Genomic DNA, 25,721 nt, shown 5'->3' with positions numbered 1-25,721 from the left:
TTTGTTAAAAAAGTCAGGAAATCGATTGTCTTAACTTTTTGTTTACCTGTTTAAATAAAACTTAACGAGCACATGGCAGCAGTGAATGACCAGCAGGATATTAAAAGAGAAAAAATTTTAGAGGCCTCGCACCAGCGCTTTTTACATTACGGTTATTCAAAAACTACCATGAACGAAATAGCCGGCGACCTCTCCATGTCAAAGGCCCTGCTTTATTATTATTTTCCGGATAAAAGCCAGTTATACATTGCTGTAATGCGTAAACTTGCCACTGATTATCTTAAAACACTTGAAAACAGGCTAAATACATTTACCAATTTAAAAGAAGCTTTTACCTTCCAGGTAAATACCCATCACGAGTTTATAGTAAACAATTATAACTTTTTTGATTTTTTCAGGCTTAACGAACAAAACCTCCCCGAAACCATTTGGCAAATAGTTAGCGAAGTTCACAGTGCCGAGCTAAACCTGTTAAGCAATGCTATTAAATCGGAAGTTGAAAAAGGAGCCATTAAGCCTGTAGAAAATCCTGACGAAGTTGTTGATGTATTGATGGACGCTTTGCACGGCATCAGGGTGGGGGCGATATCTCAAAAGAAAACCAACTTTCCGCGCAAGGAACACCTGGAAGAAATTCATCATAAAAAACTACTCCTGCTTGATATTTTTATCAAAGGATTGATGTACTAAAGTCATCTTAAAGTATAAATACTCCACACTGTCAGTTAGCCGTCAAATGAATTGGCTGTTAAATAGTATGGCTATTATTTATAGGTACATTTGTACTTACAAATAATTTAATAGCCAGGTAATTACCTCCCTGTTTAGTTATTTATAAAATACTTCTTTTTTAAGAGGTGATTGTTTTAGAGTGATTTAGCCTGCATAGCTTTTTGCCGTGCGGGCTTTTTTTATGGGTTGATATTTGTACGGATAGCAATATTGCCGGTCAATATTTTATGTACCGGACATGCATTTGCTATTTTCAATAACCGATCTCTTTGTTCTGTCATTTACTTCACCTTTAAAGCTAATTTTAGTTTCAATGCGTGTACCACTTAAAGTCTTAAACATTTCAACATTGGCTTTAATTTCTTCTATAGGCCACATTTTACGGTTAATGTACATGCGTAGGGTGATCACAGTGCAGCTTGCGAGGCTCGCCAGTAACAAACTAAACGGGTTCATGCCTGTATTGCTGCCTTCAGCCTCAAGGGGTTCATCGGTTATAAGGCCATGCCCACCACTGTTAACTACTGTTTGATATTGAGTGAGTCCTATAAGTGCAATAGCTGTTTCTATCAACTCAATTCCGGTTTCTTCCATAAGGCGTTTAAATAGAGTATTGTTATTAATAAATTAAGCTTAGTCCTAAGGCATGAGTTCTAAGTATAGAAAAGCAAAAAAACAGATTGGCGACTTCCGACTCAATACTATCGACTTAATTTTCTTTATTCGGGTGTTTCATTAATATCAACCAGGTTCCAGTTCTTTTTCAGAAATTTGGGGCCGCCATTATATTTCAGTATCACTTCAAAATTGGTACGGTTTGTTTCACCCTGGCTATCTGTTGAAAGAACATACGATTTGATAATAAAAACAGAGTCGGCCTTTTTGCCAAATTGATATCTGTCGTCAGGAAAAGAGGTATTTCCCGAACGTATGGTTGGGATTACAAATTCCTTCGCAATTTTATAAGCATCATCGGCATTAGGCATTTTGCTAAATGAAAGCACCTCCGTAACATCACCGGATATGGCAAACTTTACCATAATAAAAATAAATACTACACCAGCGATGATAATGGCGTAGACGCCTTTCATAGCGCGCTTTTTTTAGCTGCTTTTCTTTAAGATAAGTTTGAGTCATTAGTTTATAAAGGGTGCGATAAAATTAGCAATTAATTTGATGAATAAACACCCCTTTGTTAAGCGGTAATTATGGCTGATGGCCGAAGAACAAATAAGCAATAAAAATAGCCGCAATAACGCCGGCCAAATCGGCAATAAGTCCTGCCGGAATAGCATAACGCGATTTTTTAATACCCACCGAACCAAAGTATAAAGCAACGATGTAAAAAGTAGTATCGGCCGAACCGTTAAAGATCCCGGCAAGCCGCCCCGCAAATTTATCGACACCAAAATTTTGCATTACCGTTATCATCATACCTTTTGAGCCCGAACCGCTAAGTGGTTTTAAGTAAGCCACGGGCATAGCATCTACAAAGCGTGTATCCAAATTAAACTGAACACAAACCCAGCGTAAGCCTTCATTCATATAATCCAACGCGCCGCAATTCCTGAACACGCTGATCCCAACCAGCATAGCTACCAGATAGGGAATTATCTTTACTGAGGTTTCAAAGCCGCCTTTAGCGCCCTCTACAAAAACTTCAAATACGTTTACCTTTTTTATAAGGCCGCCCACGATAAATATTACCGGTATGGTAAACAACATCACATTGCTTATAACTGATGATACCGTACTGATCTGCTCTTTGGTTAGCTGCGTGGTAAAGTACCATACCACCAATGTAATGAAAGCGGTAACGCCGCCAAGCCAGCCAATAATAACCCTGTCAAAAAGATTGATTTTTTGCTTAATAGCCACCGCTATTAAGCCAACTACCGTGGCTACATAGGTAGCAATGATACAAGGTAAAAATACTTCGGCCGGATCTTTTGAATTAAGGATGGCCCTTTGTGCGATGATGGTAACGGGTAATAACTGCAAGCCGGATGTATGCAGCACCAGGAACATGATCTGGGCATTTGAAGCTATTTCTTTATCTGGATTCAGTTCCTGCAGGCTACCCATCGCTTTTAAGCCAAGCGGTGTAGCTGCGTTATCAAGGCCCATTAAATTGGCCGAAAAGTTCATCATCATCTGGCCCGTAGCGGGGTGATCTTTAGGTACATCGGGAAACAATCGGCTAAAGAAAGGTCTTACTATCCGTGATAAAAAATTAATAGCTCCAGCTTTTTCGCCAATGTTCAGAATGCCGAGCCAGAATGCCATAGAGCCAATCAGCGGCAAAGCGATATCCATTACCGACGATTTTGACGAATTAAATAATCCTTCAACCAATAATTTGAAAGCTTCTGTATCGCCAAAAAAACTAATTTTATGAGTGAAACTACAAATGCAATTACAAAAAAAGCTATCCAGATATAGTTAAGCGCCATAGTAATGTTTAAGGCTTTGAAGTTAGTGCTTTTGCTGTTTAATATGAAATACTGATACTTTTATACTACCGATAAACCAATAAATGAACGAGGTAACCAACAAACTCACCGGAATAATAGAGAACCTAAGGCGGCTTAAGAGCTGTGATATTGACTGGACTTATAACGCATCCCCTGTTAAGTGGTCAAAAAAGAAGTGGTTGGCCATTTGATTGACAGTGCTCAAATTAACCTGCAGCGTTTTGTGCGTTGCACCTATGAAGAAAACTTCAGGCTTACCTACCAACAGGTAGAATGGGTTGCTGCCGCACGTTACCAGGATGCTGACATTAACGAATTGATTGAACTTTGGGCCTTGCTGAACCTGCAGATTGTACGGGTTTTAGAGAATTACCCTGCCGACAGATGGAGCGCCCGTTGTGATAACAGTAAAACGGAGCCAAAGCTGCAAACTGTTGAATGGCTTGCCGCAGACTATGTTGATCATATGCTCCATCACCTTAAAAATATTTTGTAATGGCACGTTATTCAGCTACGCCCCTGGCAAAAAAGCTCGGCATAAAAGCAAGGGGGATGCTGTTACTTGTTAACGCACCTGATCATTACCTTGATCTGTTTAGCGACATGCCTCCTGATGTTTATTTTACAGATGATATTTCATTTGAAATTGATGTGATCCATTTCTTTAGCAAAAGTGCGGATGAATACCGGGTTAAACTGCCTGTACTGATAAAGCAAATAAAGCAGGATGGCATGATCTGGATATCCTGGCCCAAAAAGGCTTCGAAAGTAGTTACTGATATTACGGAAGATTTGATCAGGAGCTTTGCTTTGCAAATAGGCTTGGTTGACATCAAGGTTTGCGCGGTTGATAAAGTGTGGTCGGGTTTAAAGCTGGTGATACATGTTAAAAACAGGAAATATGTGGCATAGGTCATTTTTGATTAAAACCAGGTAAACAAACGGCACTGCGTTTTAGCATAAGCGCTTAATTGTATAACTTAGCACAATAATACCTGAAAATATGGCTCAGATTGAATTAAAACGTGTACATGGCGATTTCGGCTTCGAGGCTGTTGATGCCAACGGGCACACCGTAAAAATGGACAGCAGTCCGGAAAGTGGCGGCCAGGATTTTGGCATCCGCCCAATGCAGATGCTTTTAATGGGCCTTGCTGGTTGTTCGGCAATTGACGTAATCAGTATCCTGAAAAAACAACGCCAGGAAATAACCGATTATAAAATGGTGGTTAACGGCGAACGTGAAGCAGGTAAAGAACCTTCATTATGGGAAGATGTGGATATTGAATTTCATATTTACGGCAATGTTGATGAAGATAAAGCTGTGCGTGCTGCCGAACTTTCTATTAACAAATACTGCTCGGTTGCTGCAACACTTGCAAAAGCCGGTGCCGAAATTAAATGGAAGGTGATTGTTCACCCTACTCAATAACATAGTTATTACTCATTGAAAATACCAGATGGCGGAATAGGAAGTCCCTATTAAAACAGTTCACCTGTTCCCCCTTTTGGATCAAAAGCTGACAGACCTGCTTAGGTCTTTATCAGCGGACGACTGGAACAGGCCTACATTAGCAAAACTTTGGGCAGTAAAGGATATAGCCGCTCATTTGCTTGATGGTAACATACGCGTCATTTCTTCGTCTCATCAATTTGCAGGCGATCCTCCTTCAAATCCCATCAATAACTATAGTGATTTAGTTGATTTTTTGAATGGATTAAACGCCACCTGGGTAAACGCTATGAAGCGTGTAAGCCCGCAGTTGCTTATCGACCTTTTAGAAACTACAGGCAAACAATACAGCAAAGTAATGGCTGCCGCTGATTTGTTTGCACCTGCACCATTTTCAGTAGCCTGGGCAGGTGAAGATGAATCCGTTAACTGGTTTCATATAGCCCGCGAATACACCGAAAAGTTTCATCACCAGCAACAGATCCGCGAAGCGGTTGGTAAACAAGGCATCCTAACTGCTGAATTGTTTTATCCTTGTATCGATACTTTTATGTGCGGGCTTCCGCATACATATCGTACGGTTAAAGCAAACACCAGTACGCTAATTCAAATCACTGTAACTGGCGAAGCTGGCGGTAACTGGTACCTGCTTAAAATGGCTGAGGGCTGGACACTCATCAAAAATGCCGGATCTGTGCCGGATACTACAGTAACTTTATTGCCTGATATTGCCTGGAAGGTTTTCACCAAAGGTATCGATCCACAAACAGCATTGGAGGTGTCTAACATCAGCGGCAATATTAACCTGGGCGAAAACTTGTTTAATATGGTTGCCGTGATGGCTTAACAACTATTTTGTTTAATTACTCTTTAACTGTACAAAACTGTATTCTTTTTAACTCATTAACCAATTTGTACAAAAAGTTAAGAATTTGGTTGTGATTGCCTGTTTAATGCAATCTTAGTGGTGATATAAAAACCAAAGCATTTGACTTAGTGAGTCAGCATTTTATATCAAATTTCATATGCTTTTTTTGTTTGATTAGCCTGCCTTTTGGCAATGGGCTCTCTGGTTAATCCAATATTGATGGCATCAATATTGGATTAACCAGTGTACGTTTTACTTGAATGTTAAACGTATAATTAAATATATAAATATGAAAACAAATTTAAAAAAAGCCTCATTACTTCTTACAGGAGTTATGATTGGCAGTAAATTATTCGCTCAGTCAACAGATACCTCAGCTACAGCAAAAGATTACGTGAGGCCCTTTTCGGGTGGTGGTGAATTACGTACCTGGTCGATAGGTGTACATGGTGGTTTGTTAACCCCTTTTACCATATTTGGACGCAACAACAGGCAGGATTTTACCAGCCCAACCGAACAGTTTGGCTACGGCGGGTACATTAAAAAACAAATATTGCCATCCTTGGGCTTACAGGCCGACTTCCTTCGTGGTAAATTAACTTCATCAAACAGTCAGCCTAACGCAGCAGGTACTTCTCCCTATGATTCATACTCTACTAAATTAAACTGGTCGGCAGCTTTAAGTGCTAATATTACGTTGGCTAACATCAATTGGCGCCATGAAAAGCCATTTATTCAGCCTTATTTAACCGCAGGCGTTGGTAATTTGAACTACACACCAAGGATTACCCCGGTTGGCGGGCAACAGGAAAACTTTAAGAAAACCGATAATGGCCATATCAACGAATTGTTTATCCCCATTGGCTTAGGTTTGAAATTTGACCTTGCCCCGGGCATAAACCTTGATTTAGGTTACCAGGTTAACTTTGTACAGGCCGATAACCTTGACGGATACAAGTATGGGGCGGGTGATGACAGGTTTTCATACGCACATATTGGTTTAGAATTTGCCCTTGGCAATAAGAAAAAACACCAGATGGCCACCCATAATCCCGTATCATCAATGCGTACAGAGTACCAATGGGAAAACCAGCGTACCCGTGCCGAATTACAACAACAGATTGATGCTGAAAAAGCGAAAAACGCACAGCTGGCCAGCGACCTTGCAACAACCAATGCCAATCTTGCCAAGTTAACTACCGACAGCGACGGTGACGGTGTTGTGGACGTAAACGATAAATGCCCTAACACACCGGCCGGCCAAAAAGTTGATGGCTCAGGTTGTCCTTTGGCTAAACCGGTAGTTTATGTTACTGAAGAAGATAAAAAAGTGGTTAAAGACGCTATCAAAAATCTTGAGTTTGATTTGGGTAAAGCTACCATTCGTGCACATTCATATCCAAGTTTGGATAGGGTAGCACAGTTATTGGTTGATAAAAACTTTAGCCTAAAACTTGCTGGCCATACTGACAACACAGGTTCGGCTGATTTAAACATGCGTTTATCAAAAGATCGTGCTGAATCGGTTAAATCATACCTCGCAAGCAAAGGTGCAAATCCATCGCGTATTGAAGCAACCGGCTATGGTCAAACACAGCCAATAGCTACAAACAAAACAGCTGCAGGCCGTCAGGCTAACCGCAGGGTTGAATTTACCTTGTATTAACAAAGGTTGTTAAACCTTATATAAATAAAAAGCTGCTCAATTGAGTGGCTTTTTTGCTTTTATATTTAGCAACCAAACCAGGTGATTGTTTAATAGGCAGGATTTTAATCAGTTCGCCAATACCATCATCCTGTCTAATTTCCTGTAGCAGGAGCGGGTAACGGTGGTGCCTACCAGGAAATCGTCAACAGTGATCAAGTGTTTAGCATGAGCGGTCATTTTTATTGCAAATTGATCTGTTTTTATTTATCCGTGACATCAATAAGCAACGTTATTTAATATCAGTGTAAATTAAAACAAAGCCATTTTAAAGATTACCTAACATAACCGTTTATTGCAACAGGTGGTGAATAATATCCACTTTTAAGCTAAAGGTTAAAGTTTATACACCGCCAGCAACTCATGAGCGTATCAAACTGACTTTTTTATGACTTTTTTAATTACAAATTAAGAAACAGCTCTTGTTATCACTTGTTCAAATCATACATCTCATTATTATATAAATTGGCTATGAAAGCAATCCTGGTAGTTCACAATCTCAAAAAGAAAGCAATTATGCACTTACTTACGCCGGTAATTTAGGTGATAAATTAAAAACCAAAGTAATTGTTATGAACACGGTACCCGAGCCGATGAGTGTTCAGCAATCAGATACTACCACCCAGGATATATTTGATGATGAGGATTTTAGTTTTAAAGATCAAAATAAAGGTATCGAAAAGATAGTTTTCCTTAACTATCTGGATACTTTGGGGATGTCGCTCCACGCAATTATAGCTAAATATGATATAGGTTTAATTATCAAAGGGGTTGGCGGAACTGCAAAAGAAATTAATGAACAGCTTATGCCTGTTTTAAATCATTCATGCTGCCCCTTACTGGCCGTTCCGGAAGGTGCCTCATTCAATATTACGAATATGGGATACCTTGCCGATCTTCGTTATGCCAAAAAGGATATTGTAAATTTTTTAAGTAAAATGAGTGAAGCTATGGGTGTAAAGGCCTCGCTTTTTAATATAACTGAATCGGGATTACCGCATATGTATAATGATTATGCTGATGCTGTGTTCAATCAAATGTTCGTGGGTTCAAGGCTGAACCTGGTGAATATCAAGGAGCGGGATATCATGAAAACCGTTGATGTACTGGCCAATATAATGGGGGTTGATTTTTTTGTATTGAGCAACCGCAGCTCGCAATTAAATGGGTTATGGGATTGGGAGAATATGGAGAATGAAGAACATGCCCACCTACCGGCGCTTATCTTTCCATGCTGAAAATAGCGTAAATATAAAGGGAAGATACTGTGATCGATCTTCCCTTATATATTCAATTTGGCCGTTTATAAAACGTAAACACCATTTGCTTTCAGAACTTTGCTGAAAAACAACAAATGCCCTGGCAAGGCGTTTTGCCAAAACTCCCAGGTATGGCCTCCTGGTTGTTCGGAATAATCATGTGGAGTATGGTTATAAACTAATCTGCGGTGTAATTCACGGTTGGGCTCAAGCAAAAAGTCATCAACTCCTATATTAATAACCAATGGCAGCCCGTTTTTACGGATCTGATCTGCCATGTTCACAACCGAATATTGCAGGTAAGTATCCGGCGTCATAGGCCCCCAAATTTTATCAAGCATTTTGGTAAGCATCTCAAACCTATCGGGGGGAGCTTCCAGGTGGTCATGTTTGGGTCAAGTGCTCCGCTCATACTCCCTGCTGCTGCAAAAAGTTCCGGATGCCTGGTTGAAAGATACAACGCGCCAAATCCTCCCATAGATAGGCCGGTGATAAGTCTGCCTTTTTTATCGTTAACCGTGCGGTATTTGCTATCGATAAAAGGAATCACTTCCTTAATAATATAAGTTTCAAACTTGCTGTTAGGATCAATAGGGCTATCAACATAATAACTAAAGATTTCACCTTCAGGCATTACGATAATGATGTTGTATTGATCAGCAAGGTCTTTTACCAATGATTTATCCGGCGTTTTTAGCAGCCAGTCGTCAAAATGGCCATACCCCCCGTGCAGCAGGTACAATACCGGAAAATTGGCTTTGCTTTTTTCATATGCTTTAGGAAATGCAATAGCCGCTTTATAAGTTTTGTTCATTGCCACGCTTGGGATTTGTACTGTGTCGACTTTGGCTGCAAAAACCCATATGCTGCTAAACAGCAGGGCAAATATTAAAGCTACTCTTCTCATTTACTTATGGTTTTGGTACTGCGGCTACTATTTTTAATAATTCATCATCCGGGTGATTTTTAACTGTGCATTGGTTATCCAGTATCATAGTTGCACCATTTTCGGCAGTGTATGCAGGCCATTTGGGTAATGACGATGTATTGGGGTTGCCGGTTTTGGCAAAATTTATCCATGCGCTACTTATTTTATCGGCAAGGGCATATGCTTCCTTACCGCCGCCGGTCATTTCCTGGCAGCGTGCGATGTTGTTAAACTGGAAAGCTATATCCATACAGTGCATGGCTTTATACATACCTCCATTTACGGGCGATTGCCAGGTAAACAGGTACATATACACCGGGGCCGCGCCACTAACAGCCTTTTCATTTGCCTGTTTAATGGCTAATGAGCGGAAGTTAAATTCAATGTCGGTAAATTCTGATGGTTTTGAAATTGTTGGATACGCTTTTTGCGCCGCGGCGATGTAAGCATCGGTTTTATCGCCATATTTTTTTGAAGACTGGTTTTTAATTCATCCATAGTTTGGCTTTTAGGGCCGGGGATAAATGGAGCGAATTCGTTTTTGGTTGTACCTACCAGCAGCGGAACATTTTTCGACAGTTCTTTAGCTGCCGGATCTGATGGTTGGTAAGGAAGAAAATCGCCGTCTAAAGCGGGGCCCCAGCCGTTCATGGTTTTGCCCTCCTTTTTCAACTCGGCCGAGACCTTGCTCATGGCTTTTTTACCCGCTTCGTTCAGTACACCATAAGGCAGTTTTTGAAGAGAATCAACCTGCGAAGGCTGCAGGTGAAGTTCTTCCAATAATGCAGCGGCAACTTTTTGGGTAACCGGTTTTTCGTTAAAATTGGTGATGTAGCTGCCGCTTTCAACAATGGCATTTTTAAATAAACCTTTTACTGATGGCGCGTTCATCAAACAGGTAACCTTACCGCCACCACCCGACTGCCCAAAGATGGTCACATTATCAGGATCGCCGCCAAACTGGGTTATATTTTGTTTTACCCATTCCAGAGCCAATTTCAAATCAAGCAGGCCCGCGTTTGCAGAGCCCTTATATTTATCACCATAGGCTGAAAGATCAAGAAAGCCCAAAATGTTTAACCGGTGATTTACCGATACCAGTACCACATCTCCCTTTTTAGCCAGGTTTTCACCGTCATATGACGGAAGTTCAATTGATGAACCGGCTGTAAAGCCGCCACCATGCAGCCAAACCATTACTGGGCGTTTTTTGCCATCGTTCAGTTTCTGTGTCCATACATTGAGCGACTGGCAGTGTTCATTTGAATAACCCAGATCATGCTGAAAGGCAAATTCAAATTCTGTCGTTAACAGTTGTAGTTGGATCGGTAGGACAAACCGGACCGTAAGTTTTTGAACTGCGTACATCTGTCCATGGCGCAGGTTTTTCGGGCGCCATAAAGCGGTCGGCTTTGGCGTAGGGGATACCTTTAAATGTAAAAATGCCATTGTGAAGATAGCCTTTTACTTTTCCGCTTTCGGTTGATGTTACAGCTACATCGTTCCCGGCAACAACTGGTTCGTTGCTGCTTTGGCAAAACGCCGTTACAGGTAAAAAGCAAATGAGTAAAAGCAGCATGAGGGTACTGTTTTTTTCATAATTGTATTTGGTTAAATTGGTTTACACTTCGCGACCCGAAACTGGCTTCCGGAATTGAAAGATAGTTAATTACCGATTAATTGGAGAGGATGTTTATCCAATGGCAATAGCTATTGTGTAAATATAACACAATGAATTAACCAAATACAATTATATCATACTTTTTACTTTAAAAAATTTCAGCTAAAAACGTAGTTAGTTTAATGTAACCATAATCCATAGCTATCTTTATACCGCTGCATAGAAGTTTCAAATATTTCCATTGCATTACCCTCAATATCCTGGTTTTCAAATGCTCCATATACAGTATCAAAATTAAGCATGGATGCTTTTTGATATGCTTTGACAAATTCTTCCTTGGCGAGTAATATAATATTAGGATAGCTGTACATAATAGCCATATGCCGTTTGCTTCTGGCTATATTAAAGGTATCACCACAAAGCATAGTTCCATTGGGTGTAAAGCCTGCAATGTGCAACACGCAGCTGCCCGCAAAATGACCGCCGATATGTACTACGCTTATGCCGTCCCAAAGTTGTGTGGTGTTACCACCCCATAAGTAGATATACGGAGAATTAAAAGGTACCCATTCGGTGTCATGTTGGTGGATATAGATTGGGCAGCCAAATTCGGCGGCCCATTCATTCATATTACTATAATAATGCGGATGTGAAAACGCGATAGCTTTTAATCCGCCTTTAGCCCGGATAAATTCAATTGTAGCATCATCCAGGTACGGAATACAATCCCACAAAATGTTACCTCCCGGAGAGATAAGGAGCAGGGCCCTTTGGGCAATTGCAAAATCTGGTTGTATTTTGAGTGCATACAGATGTTCACTTAACTGTGTTATTTTGATGGTGCGGTTCTTAAGTTCGGCTGGCGTATTCCATTGCTGTCCACTCTCCGGAACGTATTGTCGATCATCGGTACAAATTGGACAAAATTGGGGTGTTGCCGGCCCGGCTAAAAGCTGGGTGCCGCATGTGCTGCATATGATGGTTTTATTCATCGTTTTATAAAGTGTTATTTAGGGAGATGATTTTAGATCCGGTAAGCTATTTTAGCCAATGCTTTGATCTGTTCCAAATCGGAAGCAGGGTTGAGGTGGTTGCAGTTACCTGCTTGTTCAACTGTTTCTGTCACAGTTTTTTTAAACGTAAGCTTCCCATACTTTGAAAGATTTACAAGCAATACGCTGAGCAAGATCACAATTAACCCCAAAAACTGCATTAACGAAATACTTTCATGTGCAAAGCAAACCCCAAGTAATACGGCGATAACCGGATTTACATACGAATGGGTGCTCACCTGCGTTGCAGGCCTTACCTGTAGCAGCCATACATAAGCGCTGAATGCCCCAATTGATCCGAATATGATAAGGTAAACGATAGCCATCCATGACTGAGCCGGAACAGTAGCGAGATTAAATCCGTTAAACTTCTGGTGAATAATAGCAGCCGGTACAAAAGTCAAACCGGCAATGATCATTTGCCAGGATGTATTTACCCTTGCTGGTGCTGTACCGCCTCTCTTTTTGAATATAATGACCCTGACGACCAGGCAACAGGGCCTGCCAGTAACAATAGTAATCCTGTTAATTTTGCATGGTCCATAGTACCGGTAACCGATTTCAGGAAAGCTTCGCCAAAAAGGAGCAAGATTCCTGCAAAGCCGATGATGAGGCCGAATATGGTCGATTTATTTTTTAGGTTTACCCGCCAGTTAGCTTTATCTAATATGATGAACCATATCGGGTTCACAGAAACCATAATGGCAACCATGGCACTGGGGATATTGCGCTCGACCCAGATCACTATACCTGTAGCTATGAATAGGGTAAGCAGCCCGCAGATACCGGAGGTGATGATATCGCGCTTAACAAATATGTTGTCGCCCCTAATGTAGCACCAGCCAAGTAATAAAATACCCGCGCTGAAAAAACGCAATGCACCCATCAACATAGGAGGGAAGCCCTGAATAGCCATTTGTATAAAGAAATAGGTTGAACCCCATACTATATAAACGGTAGCAAAGGCTATGATCACTAAAAGGTGTGATGCTTTTGTATTTGCTGTAGTTGCCATGATTATTTTATTGGTTAAAGATGTTTGCTGATTTTAATTGGTTTGCAATGATTGGTAAGCCGTAAGCTTTTTGTTCACAATACGTGAGGCGAACCATTTATCTAAGCTCCATGAATATTGGGACATCCCGGCCAGCAGAAAGCTTGCGGCGCTCAAAGTAAACACTGAATAACCTAAAGGCGATTCGACGCCGAAGGAAATTGCCATCGCGATAGCAAAACATAAACTAAGGATACCGCTGCCGATAGCTGCCATGCGGGTAAATAAGCCAAGGATGAGTAATAAGCCAAAACCGCCTTCGCCAATGGTTGCAATAGTTGCCAGCGGATTTATGATGCCATCGGGTAGGAAACTCATTACCTGTTTGGCATAGGCAATAAAATGTTTCCAGTCGCCCCAGCCAACGTGTGCGTGACCGTTTGGGCCAAATAAGCCGAGGCGGTCGGCTACTTCCCACAGGTAGCTTAGTCCAACGGCTAACCTTAGGTATATGGATGATATTTTTTGATTGAGTTGCATAAGTTTTATTTTTTGATGATCAAAAATACCATGCTTTTGGACTATACTTGTAGTCCAGAAAGTAGTTTAAAGATAGTCCAGAATGATGCTCATCGAAAGTTTATTAAGTGTAGATAAAAGCAGCCAGGTGCCCGTGTATTTGCAAATTAGCAACGGCATTATCAATTATATCAGGCAGGGGACCTTAAAACCAGGCTCTGCACTTCCTGCCAGTCGTGTGTTGGCAGCATCGTTAAACGTACATCGTAAAACAGTAGTAGCTGCTTATGACGAACTTTATGCTCAAAGCTGGGTTGATGTTATAGCGCGTAAGGGGATTTACATAGCTAAAAACCTGCCCGATGTTGCACCCCGGCCTATCGAAAAAGCTGTTCTGAAACATAGCCTGGCAAATAAAACATCGTTCAACGTTGATGACAACAGGATCAACCCTCAGCGCATGTTTGTGGAAATGCCTGATGGCAATATTACATTTACCGAAGGGTTTCCCGATACCCGCATTGCGCCTGTCGACCTGATGGTGCGCGAATACAGACGGATGGCAGGTTATCATTTTACGCATAAATACCTGATGTACGGGCTGGAGCAGGGTTCCGAAAATTTAAGGAACGAACTTGCCCGTTTTTTGGGTGAAACCCGTGGCTTGCATGTAACACCTAACGATATTTTAATAACCAAAGGCGTTCAAATGGCACTTTACCTGTGCGCACAGGTATTGATTAATAAAAATGATATTGTAATTGTAGGTAACCCAGGCTACAGTGGTGCAAATGAGGTGTTTGAGCAAGCGGGCGCCAGGTTGGAATTTGTCCCTGTAGATGAACATGGTATTGATATTAATTCCGTTGAGACTATTTGTAAAGCACAAAAGGTACGTATGCTGTACGTGGTGCCGCATCATCATCAGCCTACTACAGTAACGCTGAGTTCGGAGAGGCGTATGCGTTTACTCGAACTGGCAGCAAAATACCAGTTTGCCATTATTGAAGATGATTACGACTTTGACTTTCATTATACTAGCGGCCCTATTTTACCGCTGGCCAGTGCCGATTATTATGGCAATGTAATATATGTGGGTTCATTTTGCAAAACCATCGCGCCGGGCATTCGCATTGGCTTTATGGTTGCCCCGGCTAATTTTTTATTACAGGCCACCCGCTTACGCAGGCTGATTGACCGCCAGGGGGAGCACCTGTTAGAAGAAGCTATGGCAAGTTTATTAAAGAACGGTGACATTAGCAGGCACCTGAAAAAAGCCAATAAGCTGTATCACGAACGGCGGGATATTCTTTGCAAATTACTGCAGGAGCAATTGGGCGATTATATTTCCTTTAAAATACCATGTGGCGGTTTTGCCATATGGGTTAAATACCTTCATGATCTGGACACTGCCGTTGTTTCAGAAAAAGCTAATGAACTGGGGCTGTCTATAGGTGCGGGACATGATTATTATTATGATAAAACATTTAAACACAGTTTTGTACGGATAGGGTTTGCCTCATTAAACCAAAAAGAAATGCATGAAGCAGTAAATATCTGGAAAAAGGCCATTCTTAAATGCCTTCCAAAAGTTTAAAAGTTTGGCATAGGGGATTAAACGCCATAATAGGATGAATTTGTTAATATCATGTCATGCTTTGGCAGTTACTGTCATGCTTTTAAGTTAGAGATTTTCTGCCAAAATTTGCGTTTGTCATGCCTGTGACAAATTGTCGGTTAATTTTTTTAAAAATGCTAAGACCTCTAATATGTAAAAATCACGGAATAGTTTTTTTACAAAAAAAAGTTTGGCGATGAGTTTTTATAGCCGCAAAGCAGGCTAGGAAATTAATGAGCGAAATAATTTTCTCTAAAAATAAATTTGTGCTTGTTTGCCCGCTTTTTTTTAAATAATTCGGCAAAAAACAATTTTTCGGCTTTTTTTGCCTCGGTTTAAGCCCATTTTTTTTCGTTAAGCGCAAAACTCTGCGTTAAATTTAATAAACACCAGTTTTTGAAGGTAGTTTCAAAGAAAAAATCCATTTTGAAAATGACGTTTTTAGGCTTAAAGTATTGATTTATAGGGCGTGTTTTTTAATGGCATGTTTTTAGCCTAACTGGTGGCAGGAATGATACAATTGTTCTTGCATCCCTGCCACAGCATGCCTGTAGGAACGATTGTATTTCCTCAAAACATTGTTAGTTCAGTAATTAAAACATTAAAAAAATTAAAGTTATGTTAACCGTATTAGAAGTTGCCCTTTTCTTAGCTGTTATTATCGTTCCATTAATCCCTGCAAGAAAAACTGCAAAATAATTGGACATTAAAACCAGTTAATGAATGGGCGGCCTTTGGTTGCCCATTTTCGTTTTTATACCATTTGTGACCGGTCGTACTCAATGCTAACCAATCCGCTCCCTTTTTTCCGTCGCTTCCGAAACCTCCTTCTTTCCCACTTCGCTGAATTTTTTATTTATATACAATGTTACCTATGGTAGTAGTGATGTAGTGCTGTAATAAAAGCATCTGATCATGCTATCGGATAGATTTGTGCATTAATGATCCATTGGATTTATAGCAGTGCCTTATAAACGAGATTGGCATTTGGTATGTACGGCGATAATATTTTATTTATCGCGAGCCATAATTCACTATTTTCCGTAAAAATTAAAAGAAAAGCCCTAAATAAAGTATGCAGCAATTACCCAAACGCCTGTTATCAATAGATGTATTGCGTGCGATTACTATGCTCCTGATGATATTTGTTAACGATGCGGGCGGTGTACAGCATATTCCCGAATGGATAGACCACGCCAAAGGTCTTGAAGACAGGATGGGTTTTGCTGATACTATTTTCCCGGCGTTTTTGTTCATTGTGGGCTTGTCGTTACCATTTGCTATTAATAACAGGATCAAAAAGAGTGATAGTACCAGACAGGTATTATTTTATATCCTGATACGCAGTGCGGCGCTGCTCATTATGGGTTTTTACCATGTAAACCTTGAAGAATATAATTCGTCGGCGGCATTAATTCCGAAGGCTGCATGGGCACTGGTTATTACTATAGCATTCTTCCTGATCTGGCTTGACTATCCGGAATCTATGGCAAAGACTAAAAGATATGCCTTGCAGATATTGGGAATTGCTATGCTGATTGGCATGGCGATGATTTATAAAGGTGGCGAAGATGGCGAGGTACGGGGTATGGAGCCTTCATGGTGGGGAATATTGGGTTTGATAGGATGGGCATATTTGGTTTGTGCTTTTATATTTTTCGCAGTTAAAGGCAAATTGAACAACCTTATCGTAGCATGGATAACGCTTGCCGCCATTAACATTTTGGCGCACACCATATTAAAGGTAAACGTGTTGCACGACAGAAACGATGGTAACCATTGCAGGAAAAGATGTTACGGGCAGTTTCCTCGGTAATGCTATTATCTTTTTAAAACCGTTTTGGATAATCAACGATGCATCGACCATGACTTTAACCATGGGAGGCGTGGTGATATCAGGTATTTATGCCAAATTGGTTGAACAAGGGAAAACACAACGCATTTGGGCCACACTAACTGTCGTCGGTATCTTGTTCCTGGTAGCGGGTTTTGCTTTAAGGCCTTATACTGAAGGTATTTCCAAGATCCGTTCAACACCCGCCTGGGTATTCATTTGTTCCGGAATTACCACGTTAGCTTTTTTGATGCTGATATACGTGGTAGACGTTAAAGGAAAAATAAATGCTTTTAACTGGATCAAACCGGCAGGTACCAGCACACTAACCTGCTACCTGATCCCGTATTTTCAGGTGTTTACACTGGAACTGTTCCAAATTAACTATCCCGGCGTTATCAATAACGGATTTCCGGGACTATTGCGCTCTTTTCTGACGGCTGTGATCATCGTTTTATTTGTTGGATTACTTGAAAAGAAAAGATTGCGCTTAAAAATTTAATTATTATACATACCTAAAATGTCATGGCAACAATTTCATCATTATTGTAACCTTGGCGGTGAAATATGCTGGAAGATGTTGGTGGAAAAATGAGCGCTTACTCGATGCGGCTATCAGACACTTGGATTAAAAGAACCTTAAAAGCATCTTCAAAAGAGGCCCCCCGGAAATCAAGCGGCCTCTTTTAGGTTTAGGTTGATTATAATAAAAGCTACTAATTATAATTGCGTTCTTTGGCATAATCGGCAGTCAATGCACCTGCATTGGCGTCAGGCGAAACCTCGCAAACACGTTGCAGCTATACTAATGATGTAGGGATGTCCGTACTTACACGGCCGGGAATAGCCTGTTTAACAATTTTAACTTTACGGCAGTCCGGTAGAATATATTTCATGTTGGATTTATATAAGAGATGAAATTTTATATTCTGCAATTATCAGCCAAACTTTACTCAATTGCTATTTTGAAGCCACTACAATACCACTACTATTATGTTATCGATAAAGTGCTACGTGGTCATTAGCCCAAAGTCGTAGTTTCTAAGCACAGAATTTTAAAAACGACTTTTCACACCCCACTTAGCACTTGCCGGGTAATCGGCTAAGGTAACTTTGTAACAAATTGAGGTGTTTAATCACGGTAGAGCTAATGTAGTGGCACAAAAATATCCGGCCGAAACTTAATCTTTTAGCTTTGACCAATATTGCAAAACCATCATGCTTAAACCGCAGGGCAATTTCTTAACTTTATATATGAGTCTGAAAAAACACATCAATGTCCTGTTTAAGGCCACTGCCTTGTTTTGGTTCGGTTTGCCGTTTTTTGTACAGGCACAAAATATCAAAGTGGTAACCAATCACGTTGGTTATGAAGATAACAAGGCAAAACATGCCGTTATAGTTGCCGACAGCCGTCTTACATTTACATCATTTAACCTCATTGATGCAGATAAGGGTAAAGCTGTATTTTCGGGAAAGATCTCTTACAGCGGCCCGGTTGGCAAATGGAAAAATTTTGAGTTTTGGACGCTTGATTTTAGCAGTCTTACCGTGCCGGGGACTTATAAAATTCAATTCGCTTCACCTAAAGGAATAATTTCATCATACCCTTTTACCATTGGCAAAAATGTGCTTGAAAAAGCCACTATATCCGATGTAGTATATTATTTTAAAGGGCAGCGCAGTTCGGGCCTGCTGGATAAGGCCGATCATCATCTGGTATTACCGGACACAACGGATACTATTGACGCGCACGGCGGTTGGTATGATGCCACCGGCGATTACGGCAAGCATTTGTCGCATTTATCATTTTCCAATTATTTTAACCCGCAGCAGATCTGTTTAACAGCCTTTAGCCTGTTTAAAACATATGAGCTGCTAAACGCCCGCTCAGGGACTGATTTTCGGCAGGTTAACCGCAGGATTTTGGATGAAGCCATGTATGGCGCTGATTATTTAGTGCGGATGCAGGTTAAAAACGGTTCATTTTATCGCTCTGTGTCATCGCCTGGCCCCGGCAAATTGCCAAAGGACAGAGTAATCCAGGCAGACGAGGGTAATTATCGGATTAAACAAACCAAAGACCAATCATTTACCAAAACCACCTCAGGCAAAAACTGGCGTACTTACCAGGCCAGTTACCGATCGGGCGGGGGGATTGCTATTGCGGCGCTGGCTATAGCTTCGGCTTATCAAACATCGGGTGAGTTTAGTAATGCGGATTACCTGAAAGCTGCCGAAAATGCATTTGCTTTTCTGGAAAAGGAAAATCCACAAATGGACTATGATAAAAAAGAGAATATCCTTGATGACTATTGTGCGCTGAGTGCCGCTACCGAATTATACAAAGCAACTCACAAAGATATATATAAAGCTGCTGCCGAAATGCGTGCTAACAACTTGCTTAACCGCATAAGCTTGTGGAAAAAGTACCAAAATTTTTGGCGCGCCGATGATAAGGACAGGCCTTTTTTTCATCCATCAGATGGCGGCTTGCCTGTGATAAGTCTGCTGTATTACTATCCTTATGCGTCCACAGATTTGCAGGCAAAGATCAAAACAGCAGTAAAAAAGTCAATGGAATTTGAATTGGCTATTACCCACGAAGTAAACAATCCCTTTGGTTACAGCCGCGAACTGGTGCAGGATACATTGGGCAATCGGCACAGCGCTTTCTTTTTTCCACATGGCAGCGATGCTTCGCCCTGGTGGCAGGGCGAAAACGCGAGATTAGGTTCTGTGGCCACCGCTGCACGAATGGCTGCCAGTCTGTTTAAAGATGATAAGACTTTCCATGACCAGCTCTCCGGCTTTGCGATAGATCAGCTGAACTGGATCCTGGGCCTGAACCCCTTTGATGCCAGTATGCTACAGGGTACAGGGCATAATAATCCGGCTTATGGCTTTTTTGGCACGTTTGAATATACCAACGCACCTGGCGGTATTGTAAATGGTATTACTTCAGGGTTTGATAATGAGGATGATATTGATTTCAATATCCCTTATGCAGTATCAGGTAAAGATTCTGACTGGCGCTGGGCCGAGCAATGGCTTCCGCATACAGCCTGGTACCTGCTGGCAGTATCAACGAGTGATTAATTGTAAACCATATCTATTATGAAGGAGTTTAAGATCAGTTTGTGTTTCATCTTCGGGCTGCTATTGGTTTTGCCGATGTTTTCTTTTGCCTTCGATGAACATAAAACACTGGCGATAGGAGCGCAGGCGCCCGATTTTAGTCTGCCAGGTATTGATGGCAAAACATACACTTTACAATCGTTCAGAGATGCTAAAGTGTTGGTTGTGGTTTTTATGTGCAACCATTGCCCCACCTCGCAGGCCTATGAAAGCAGGGTGATCAAACTGACCACCGACTATGCGACAAAGGGAGTCGGTGTGGTAGCAATCAATCCCAATAATCCTTCCTCGTTGCGCTATGACGAGATTGGGCTACAGTGATTTAGGTGATTCATTTGAAGAAATGAAGATACGGGCGAAAGATAAAGGTTTTAATTTCCCGTACCTGTATGATGGCGAAACCGAAGTAGCTTCCAATAAATATGGCCCGGTTGCTACCCCTCATATTTTTGTTTTTGATAAAGACAGGAAGCTGCGTTACAATGGCCGGATAGATGATATGGAAAACCCAGCCAAAACACCTAAATCTTTGGATGCTCTGAACGCTATTGATGCGATACTTGGAGGCAAAGAAATAGCAGTACCGGTTACCAAAACCTTTGGCTGCTCGGTTAAATGGGCCGAAAAAAGGATTGGATAGATAAGGCGCAAATTCAATGGGCAAAGGAGCCGGTAAAACTTGATACCATTAACGCCAGCGGAATTGCAACAGTGGTGAAAAATCATTCGGACAGGTTAAGGCTTATCAACCTGTGGGCTACCTGGTGCGGTCCCTGCGTTGCGGAGTTTGACGATCTGGTTACCCTAAACAGGCTTTACCGCGACAGGAGCCTGGAATTTGTAAGCATTAGTGCTGATGACCCGGCTAATAAAGATAAAGCTTTGAAGTTTTTACAACGCAAGCAGTCATCAGGTATCAACTACATTTACACAGGCGATGACAAATATAAGATGATAGAGGCAGTAGACCCTAAATGGGATGGAGCTTTACCTTATACCATGCTGATTGACCCGGATGGGAAGGTTGTATACAGCCACCAGGGCGCTATTGACCTGGAGGAAGTTAAGAAAGCGATTTGGAATAACCCGACGATGGGCAGGATCTATAAATAAATCATCAACGCAAAAATCATCGATATGAAAAAAATAGCCCTGATCTTCAATTTTTGCTTGTTAACCGTTATCAGCGCGTGGGCACAAAAGGCCCCGCGTTTTAAAGTGATAGCCCTGTATGAAAGCGGGGGGCATCATATTGAGTATTCAAAAGTGGCAAAAGTATGGCTGGATAAGCTGGCTGCTGACAGTAATTTTTCTGTCGATTATATTCAAAGTACTGATAGAATTAATGATGCTTTTTTATCTAATTATCAGTTATTTATCCAGCTGGACTACCCGCCGTATGCCTGGAAGGAAAAAGCCGTAAAAGCCTTTGAAAAATACATTGATGAAGGCAAGGGAGGCTGGATAGGCTTTCATCACGCAACCCTACTGGGCGAGTTTGATGGTTACGCGATGTGGAACTGGTTCTGGAATTTTATGGGGGGATCCGCTATAAAAACTACATAGCTACATTTGCCAAAGGTACTGTCAATATTGAAGATCAAAGCCATCCGGTAATGAAGGGTGTATCACCACCTTTCCTGGTTCAGAAGGAAGAGTGGTACACTTATGACCAAGATCCAAGGCCTAATGTACATGTGCTGGCCTCGGTAGATGAATCAACTTATGAACCCAAAGATGGCATTACCATGGGTGACCATCCTGTGGTATGGATTAACCCCGAAAAAAAGCCCGTAACATTTACATCTTTATGGGACACTCGCCTGTGCTTTTTGATAGTAAGGATTATACCAGGCTTTTCAGCAATGCTATATTCTGGGCCGCCGGAAAATAAATACGAAGTAGCCGGGATTGAGTAAAAGCATTTTTAAAACAAGAAATGCCTATGGATGGCAGCACTTTGATGTTTAATAATGGCTGGAAAGCAGTAAAAACTGGAAGCAGTTTTACCCGGATTGTTTAGTAACCTCCATCAAAAAATCATACAGATTGGTTTCGGTAGCTAATTGCAGTTTTTTGCGTACGCGGTAACGGCTGATCTCCACGCCTTTCAGCGAGATGTTAAGCAGCTGCGCTATCTCCTTTGATGACAGGTTTAACCGCAGGTAAGCACACAGTTTCAAATCGGTTGAGCTTAAACCGGGGAACTTGGCTTTCATGGTGGCTAAAAAGTTATTATGCACCTGGTCAAAATACATGGAAAAGTTGTCCCAGTCATCGTCACTTTTCCCGGTATCGCTCAATAATTTAAACACGCTCCTGAATTGGTGCGATCCATCAGGAATGTTAAGTTTTTTTATTAATACCATCAGCTCGTCCTTTATATTGAGCAATAGTTTACTGCGGTTAACCATTTGCATTGTTAGCGTGGCCAGTTCTTTGTTCTTGTAATTTAGCTCGGCTTCAAGCTTTTCGTTTTTTAAGGCAATGATCTCTTTATCATTTCTGTCAAGTTCAAGGCTATGGAGGTAGCTTAACCTTTTTTGCTCCTCTTCATGGCGTTGCTGATGCAAGGCGAAACGTTTTTGCTGCGCCTTTATACCGATATACACAGTGCAGGCAATGATCAGGAAATAAGCCGGGTAGGCCCAAATAGTTTGATACCATGCCGACTCAACAATAAAACTATAACTGACGGGAGCAGACGCTGTGCCTAAATTATTACGGGCCTTTACCGAAAATGTGTATTTGCCATAAGGAAGGTTGGTATAGTCCTTCTCGGTTTTAATCGACCATTGCGACCAATCTTTATCAAAACCTATTAATTTATAGCTAAACTCCTCGTTGCTTTTTTGTGCAAACAGGGTAGAGGTATATTCAAAATGAAAGGAATTCCAGTGGTTGGACAGCGAGGCAATAAGTTGCGTGTTTTGTGCTGATGCGATCCGGTTGTTTTTAACAAAATATCCACCGAAAATCAGGCTATCTTTTTCGGCTATGGCTTTTACCGTAGTAAGTAATACATTGAGTTTGTTCTCCGATGAAACGTATTGGCGATAATTTAAATGGAAAACACCATTGTTTGAGCCGATAAAGATGTTCTCCATATCGTGCGGATAAATATACTCTGCCCCCTTTACTGTTTGCCCGGCCAATTCAGGGAAATAGATCACCTTGTACGGTAACTTACCAGATCGTTTACCAAAATCAATTACGCCAACGCGTTGGTTACTGATAAACCAGATATTACCTTTGCCATCTTCGGTAAGAAACTCAATTTTTGAATTGCCAAATATCGGCTTGTAAAATGCAGATCGTGTGAAGTCTCCTTCAGTTGTATTGTATTCATAAACACCTTTTTCGGTAGCAGCTATTACTTTGTTTTTAATAAAATATACATGATTATTCAGCGCAGATGGCAAACCACTTTTTTCGGTATATTGCGTATAACTAACTATCTTTTTTCTATCAGCGGATAGCTGCACTTTAAAAATACCCCTGTAGGGGTGCGTTGCCCACACAAAATTGCTCTTATCTACCGCGAGGTTTCCTAATGATTCATAAATACCATTTATTTTTCCTTCAAAGCTAAATCCGGCACCATTGTATTTTAAGAGTTGAAAGCCGGTATAAGTCCCCGCTATCACATCCTGCGAAGCAGGGAAAGCTTTCATCATCCACGCCCCCGGGCCGGGAGTAATCAGTTTAGCCTGGTTATCGTCTACCTGTAAAACACCATCCTGATGACCGGCCAATAAATGCCCGTTAATTTGCGTTAGGCTTAAAACCTGTCCTTTAGTGTTTGGCACTTCTGTAAAAGCACCTGTGGCCGTGCTGATATCTTTTTGCTGCGAGCCTATCGATACGGTATATAAGCCGTTTGATGTTCCGATATACAACTTGTTGTTAAAAATGCTTACCGAGTTACTTTTTACCAGGTTTTCGCGATTAGGATAAATATTTTTAACAGACGTGTTATAATTAATAAAATCGAGCCCATTTTCCAGTCCAAGCCATAAATTATGATCTTTATCTAACAATATACCATGGACATTATTATTTTGTAACCCCTGGTTATTGGAGAACTGGTCTATTGGCTTGCCTTTACCATCAATAATAATCAGCCCTTTTGCTGATGTGCCGATGGCGTATCTGTCGATGCCAATTTTTTGAATGAAGTTTATAAGATCAGTAAGCAGGATTCCATCAATAGCCGTGTTTTTTTAACCAGCGACGAGCCAGCAATGATAAAGAGGCCATTTTTGCGGGTACTTACCAGTAAGGTATCTTTATTAAACTCAGTGATGCCAGTGACACTCAGCGCCGTTGTGGGTTGTTGAACGAAGGCTTGCCAGTGCGAATCTTTAAAAATAACCAGTCCGATAGCTTTATCATAAGCAAACAATTTACCGCCGGCCCGGTTTAGCAGCATCCAGCCACCGGGCGCATCAAATGTGTGCATGGTGTTGTTTTTCAGCTCAAAGATGCACTCAATGGTTCTGAAAAATACCTCATTATTATGGATAACAATATCCCAGATATCGGCAAACTGCCTTGCTTTTTTGGGCAGGCGTTGTTTAAGCGAATGATATTTGAGGATTCCCGACTCATTTGGAAAAAATAACCAACTTCATCCTGCCCTCCAACATAAATACGGCCCATGCGATCAATAGCCACAGACTTTATAGGGCTTTTATTAGGCAGCGGATAGGTTTTCCAATAACTACCGTCGAACGTAAGCAGACCCTCATCGTTGGCAAAATAAAGAATTCCGTTCTTGTCCTGTTTAATGTCCCAGATCTCAGTTCCGGCGTTATAATCATTATGAGTGTAGTTTTTGATAGCAGGAGTACCAAGCGTAGTTTGAGCGGAAGATGTCCATATAAAAGCACGGAGAACGAGAATAAATAAGATGTTTTTTTCATTAACGGTTTTCCTGGCGAGGGCTTAAACCCCATTAATAATAGGCAACCCGGCAAAAGGCCGGCCTGATTAAGAGCTGTAATTTAATCAACATTTTACATATACCGGGAGTAAAATGTACCCCAAAATTGTAAAATGGCTTCAGTCAGAAATGTTTTAAATCAGCAATGGATTGCTGTAGTGGTATTGTAGTGGGGTGCTGGACAATAATAGCTGATACTGTTTAAGGAACTCTTTATTGGTTTTTTTGGTATCGCTGATATAATCTATGGTAACATTACTGTCTATTGCAAGCTTGTTAAGCCATATTTTAGCAGTGGTATCAAATGAGGCATGGCCGCCACCAATTTCCGCGAGGGCAATTGCCTTAAAACGAGGTTTGGTATTTTGCTGGGCTGTTACGTTGCCGTAATGCATAAGCAGGAAACACAGGAAAATTAAGAAAATATTTTTTTCAATTTGATTGAGACAGAACGATCGGGCAGCATGAGCTGGAATAATTAGTAAGATTTAGATCGCCGCAATGATAAATTAAACTTTTTAATCGAAGCTTAAGATGATAAAAAGTAGTGGTGAAGTAGTGTGGATCCGCTTGTTTAACAA

At 41.1% G+C, this 25,721-nt stretch carries 31 protein-coding genes; 16 read left to right on the top strand and 15 right to left on the bottom strand.

The features are described 5' to 3' along the window. Window positions 1-72 precede the first annotated feature (72 nt). On the top strand, window positions 73-690 hold the full coding sequence (locus ACQ86K_RS16140; RefSeq protein ID WP_091163733.1) for a TetR/AcrR family transcriptional regulator: 618 nt from the start codon (window positions 73-75) through the stop codon (window positions 688-690). A gap of 267 nt (window positions 691-957) precedes the next feature. Here the strand turns inward: ACQ86K_RS16140 and ACQ86K_RS16135 are convergent, their stop codons facing one another. The 3 genes from ACQ86K_RS16135 to ACQ86K_RS16125 form a co-directional block, all read right to left on the bottom strand. Further along, window positions 958-1,326, bottom strand: a complete 369-nt coding sequence (locus ACQ86K_RS16135) for an OsmC family protein (protein WP_431200741.1) — start codon at window positions 1,324-1,326, stop codon at window positions 958-960. 125 nt (window positions 1,327-1,451) lie between these two features. Next, a complete protein-coding gene (locus ACQ86K_RS16130; protein WP_431200740.1) occupies window positions 1,452-1,823 on the bottom strand; it encodes a hypothetical protein in 372 nt (123 codons plus the stop codon). 115 nt (window positions 1,824-1,938) lie between these two features. Further along, a complete protein-coding gene (locus ACQ86K_RS16125; RefSeq protein ID WP_431200739.1) occupies window positions 1,939-3,087 on the bottom strand; it encodes a nucleoside recognition domain-containing protein in 1,149 nt (382 codons plus the stop codon). Window positions 3,088-3,366: 279 nt separating this feature from the next. Between ACQ86K_RS16125 and ACQ86K_RS16120 the strand changes: the two genes are divergently transcribed. The 6 genes from ACQ86K_RS16120 (at window position 3,367) to ACQ86K_RS16095 (ending at window position 8,470) form a co-directional block, all read left to right on the top strand. Continuing rightward, window positions 3,367-3,702, top strand: coding sequence for a DinB family protein (locus tag ACQ86K_RS16120; RefSeq protein ID WP_431200738.1), 336 nt, complete (start codon window positions 3,367-3,369; stop codon window positions 3,700-3,702). Next, window positions 3,702-4,118 (top strand): DUF3052 domain-containing protein, encoded by a 417-nt coding sequence (locus ACQ86K_RS16115; RefSeq protein ID WP_431200737.1) that lies wholly within the window; start codon window positions 3,702-3,704, stop codon window positions 4,116-4,118. The genes ACQ86K_RS16120 and ACQ86K_RS16115 overlap by 1 nt, the downstream gene beginning before the upstream one ends. A 91-nt stretch (window positions 4,119-4,209) precedes the next feature. After that, window positions 4,210-4,638 (top strand): OsmC family protein, encoded by a 429-nt coding sequence (locus ACQ86K_RS16110; RefSeq protein ID WP_091163745.1) that lies wholly within the window; start codon window positions 4,210-4,212, stop codon window positions 4,636-4,638. Window positions 4,639-4,714: 76 nt separating this feature from the next. Beyond that, window positions 4,715-5,506: a maleylpyruvate isomerase N-terminal domain-containing protein gene (locus tag ACQ86K_RS16105; protein WP_256337361.1), complete on the top strand. Its 792-nt coding sequence runs from the start codon at window positions 4,715-4,717 to the stop codon at window positions 5,504-5,506. Window positions 5,507-5,816: 310 nt separating this feature from the next. Next, on the top strand, window positions 5,817-7,193 hold the full coding sequence (locus ACQ86K_RS16100; protein ID WP_091163750.1) for an OmpA family protein: 1,377 nt from the start codon (window positions 5,817-5,819) through the stop codon (window positions 7,191-7,193). 611 nt (window positions 7,194-7,804) lie between these two features. Beyond that, window positions 7,805-8,470 carry a hypothetical protein gene (locus ACQ86K_RS16095; RefSeq protein ID WP_431200736.1) on the top strand — a complete coding sequence of 222 codons (666 nt, stop codon included), beginning with the start codon at window positions 7,805-7,807 and terminating at the stop codon, window positions 8,468-8,470. Window positions 8,471-8,535: 65 nt separating this feature from the next. On the opposite strand, the gene ACQ86K_RS16090 is transcribed toward ACQ86K_RS16095, so the two are convergent. The 9 genes from ACQ86K_RS16090 to ACQ86K_RS16050 all read right to left on the bottom strand — a co-directional run bounded on the left by ACQ86K_RS16090 (window position 8,536) and on the right by ACQ86K_RS16050 (window position 13,626). Beyond that, on the bottom strand, window positions 8,536-8,832 hold the full coding sequence (locus ACQ86K_RS16090; protein ID WP_431200735.1) for an alpha/beta hydrolase-fold protein: 297 nt from the start codon (window positions 8,830-8,832) through the stop codon (window positions 8,536-8,538). Beyond that, window positions 8,805-9,398 (bottom strand): alpha/beta hydrolase, encoded by a 594-nt coding sequence (locus tag ACQ86K_RS16085; RefSeq protein WP_431200734.1) that lies wholly within the window; start codon window positions 9,396-9,398, stop codon window positions 8,805-8,807. Before ACQ86K_RS16085 ends, ACQ86K_RS16090 begins: the two co-directional genes overlap by 28 nt. Window positions 9,399-9,402: 4 nt before the next feature. Further along, window positions 9,403-9,777, bottom strand: coding sequence for a carboxylesterase family protein (locus ACQ86K_RS16080; RefSeq protein ID WP_431200870.1), 375 nt, complete (start codon window positions 9,775-9,777; stop codon window positions 9,403-9,405). 2 nt (window positions 9,778-9,779) lie between these two features. Further along, complete coding sequence (locus tag ACQ86K_RS16075; protein WP_431200733.1) at window positions 9,780-10,787, bottom strand: carboxylesterase family protein; 1,008 nt, start codon at window positions 10,785-10,787, stop codon at window positions 9,780-9,782. After that, the gene (locus ACQ86K_RS16070) at window positions 10,714-10,998 is read right to left on the bottom strand and encodes a carboxylesterase family protein (RefSeq protein ID WP_431200732.1); all 285 of its coding nucleotides are present in this window, start codon (window positions 10,996-10,998) and stop codon (window positions 10,714-10,716) included. Before ACQ86K_RS16070 ends, ACQ86K_RS16075 begins: the two co-directional genes overlap by 74 nt. A 221-nt stretch (window positions 10,999-11,219) precedes the next feature. Next, window positions 11,220-12,032 carry a hypothetical protein gene (locus ACQ86K_RS16065; protein WP_091163759.1) on the bottom strand — a complete coding sequence of 271 codons (813 nt, stop codon included), beginning with the start codon at window positions 12,030-12,032 and terminating at the stop codon, window positions 11,220-11,222. Window positions 12,033-12,064: 32 nt separating this feature from the next. Beyond that, window positions 12,065-12,511, bottom strand: a complete 447-nt coding sequence (locus tag ACQ86K_RS16060) for an EamA family transporter (RefSeq protein ID WP_431200731.1) — start codon at window positions 12,509-12,511, stop codon at window positions 12,065-12,067. 14 nt (window positions 12,512-12,525) lie between these two features. Then, window positions 12,526-13,107 carry an EamA family transporter gene (locus ACQ86K_RS16055; protein WP_431200730.1) on the bottom strand — a complete coding sequence of 194 codons (582 nt, stop codon included), beginning with the start codon at window positions 13,105-13,107 and terminating at the stop codon, window positions 12,526-12,528. Window positions 13,108-13,140: 33 nt separating this feature from the next. Then, window positions 13,141-13,626, bottom strand: coding sequence for a TQO small subunit DoxD (locus tag ACQ86K_RS16050; protein ID WP_091163764.1), 486 nt, complete (start codon window positions 13,624-13,626; stop codon window positions 13,141-13,143). 82 nt (window positions 13,627-13,708) lie between these two features. Here ACQ86K_RS16050 and ACQ86K_RS16045 point away from each other — a divergent pair, with 82 nt between their 5' ends. The 9 genes from ACQ86K_RS16045 (at window position 13,709) to ACQ86K_RS16005 (ending at window position 22,114) form a co-directional block, all read left to right on the top strand. Further along, window positions 13,709-15,202 (top strand): PLP-dependent aminotransferase family protein, encoded by a 1,494-nt coding sequence (locus ACQ86K_RS16045; protein WP_091163767.1) that lies wholly within the window; start codon window positions 13,709-13,711, stop codon window positions 15,200-15,202. A 1,096-nt stretch (window positions 15,203-16,298) separates the two neighbouring features. Beyond that, on the top strand, window positions 16,299-17,039 hold the full coding sequence (locus ACQ86K_RS16040; RefSeq protein ID WP_431200729.1) for a DUF5009 domain-containing protein: 741 nt from the start codon (window positions 16,299-16,301) through the stop codon (window positions 17,037-17,039). Continuing rightward, on the top strand, window positions 16,993-17,559 hold the full coding sequence (locus tag ACQ86K_RS16035) for a hypothetical protein (protein WP_431200728.1): 567 nt from the start codon (window positions 16,993-16,995) through the stop codon (window positions 17,557-17,559). The genes ACQ86K_RS16040 and ACQ86K_RS16035 overlap by 47 nt, the downstream gene beginning before the upstream one ends. Before the next feature lie 752 nt (window positions 17,560-18,311). After that, entirely contained in the window at window positions 18,312-20,156 is a 1,845-nt protein-coding gene (locus tag ACQ86K_RS16030) for a glycoside hydrolase family 9 protein (protein ID WP_091164914.1), read from the top strand. An 18-nt stretch (window positions 20,157-20,174) separates the two neighbouring features. After that, on the top strand, window positions 20,175-20,516 hold the full coding sequence (locus tag ACQ86K_RS16025) for a redoxin family protein (protein ID WP_431200727.1): 342 nt from the start codon (window positions 20,175-20,177) through the stop codon (window positions 20,514-20,516). Beyond that, window positions 20,494-20,835 carry a hypothetical protein gene (locus tag ACQ86K_RS16020; RefSeq protein WP_431200726.1) on the top strand — a complete coding sequence of 114 codons (342 nt, stop codon included), beginning with the start codon at window positions 20,494-20,496 and terminating at the stop codon, window positions 20,833-20,835. The genes ACQ86K_RS16025 and ACQ86K_RS16020 overlap by 23 nt, the downstream gene beginning before the upstream one ends. After that, window positions 20,811-21,308 carry a TlpA family protein disulfide reductase gene (locus ACQ86K_RS16015; RefSeq protein ID WP_431200725.1) on the top strand — a complete coding sequence of 166 codons (498 nt, stop codon included), beginning with the start codon at window positions 20,811-20,813 and terminating at the stop codon, window positions 21,306-21,308. The genes ACQ86K_RS16020 and ACQ86K_RS16015 overlap by 25 nt, the downstream gene beginning before the upstream one ends. A gap of 24 nt (window positions 21,309-21,332) precedes the next feature. Further along, a complete protein-coding gene (locus tag ACQ86K_RS16010; RefSeq protein WP_431200724.1) occupies window positions 21,333-21,761 on the top strand; it encodes a ThuA domain-containing protein in 429 nt (142 codons plus the stop codon). Continuing rightward, window positions 21,710-22,114, top strand: coding sequence for a ThuA domain-containing protein (locus ACQ86K_RS16005; RefSeq protein WP_431200723.1), 405 nt, complete (start codon window positions 21,710-21,712; stop codon window positions 22,112-22,114). The genes ACQ86K_RS16010 and ACQ86K_RS16005 overlap by 52 nt, the downstream gene beginning before the upstream one ends. A gap of 87 nt (window positions 22,115-22,201) precedes the next feature. Here ACQ86K_RS16005 and ACQ86K_RS16000 read toward each other — a convergent pair whose 3' ends face one another. The 3 genes from ACQ86K_RS16000 to ACQ86K_RS15990 all read right to left on the bottom strand — a co-directional run bounded on the left by ACQ86K_RS16000 (window position 22,202) and on the right by ACQ86K_RS15990 (window position 25,535). Then, entirely contained in the window at window positions 22,202-24,289 is a 2,088-nt protein-coding gene (locus ACQ86K_RS16000) for a triple tyrosine motif-containing protein (protein ID WP_431200869.1), read from the bottom strand. Window positions 24,290-24,375: 86 nt separating this feature from the next. Then, complete coding sequence (locus ACQ86K_RS15995; RefSeq protein ID WP_431200722.1) at window positions 24,376-24,657, bottom strand: hypothetical protein; 282 nt, start codon at window positions 24,655-24,657, stop codon at window positions 24,376-24,378. Between the two features lie 617 nt (window positions 24,658-25,274). Beyond that, entirely contained in the window at window positions 25,275-25,535 is a 261-nt protein-coding gene (locus tag ACQ86K_RS15990) for a hypothetical protein (protein WP_431200721.1), read from the bottom strand. Window positions 25,536-25,721 lie beyond the last annotated feature (186 nt).

The sequence above is a fragment of the Mucilaginibacter sp. P19 genome (genome assembly GCF_050632265.1).
Classification (GTDB): domain Bacteria; phylum Bacteroidota; class Bacteroidia; order Sphingobacteriales; family Sphingobacteriaceae; genus Mucilaginibacter; species Mucilaginibacter gossypii.
This window is presented reverse-complemented; position numbering and strand designations above follow the sequence as displayed.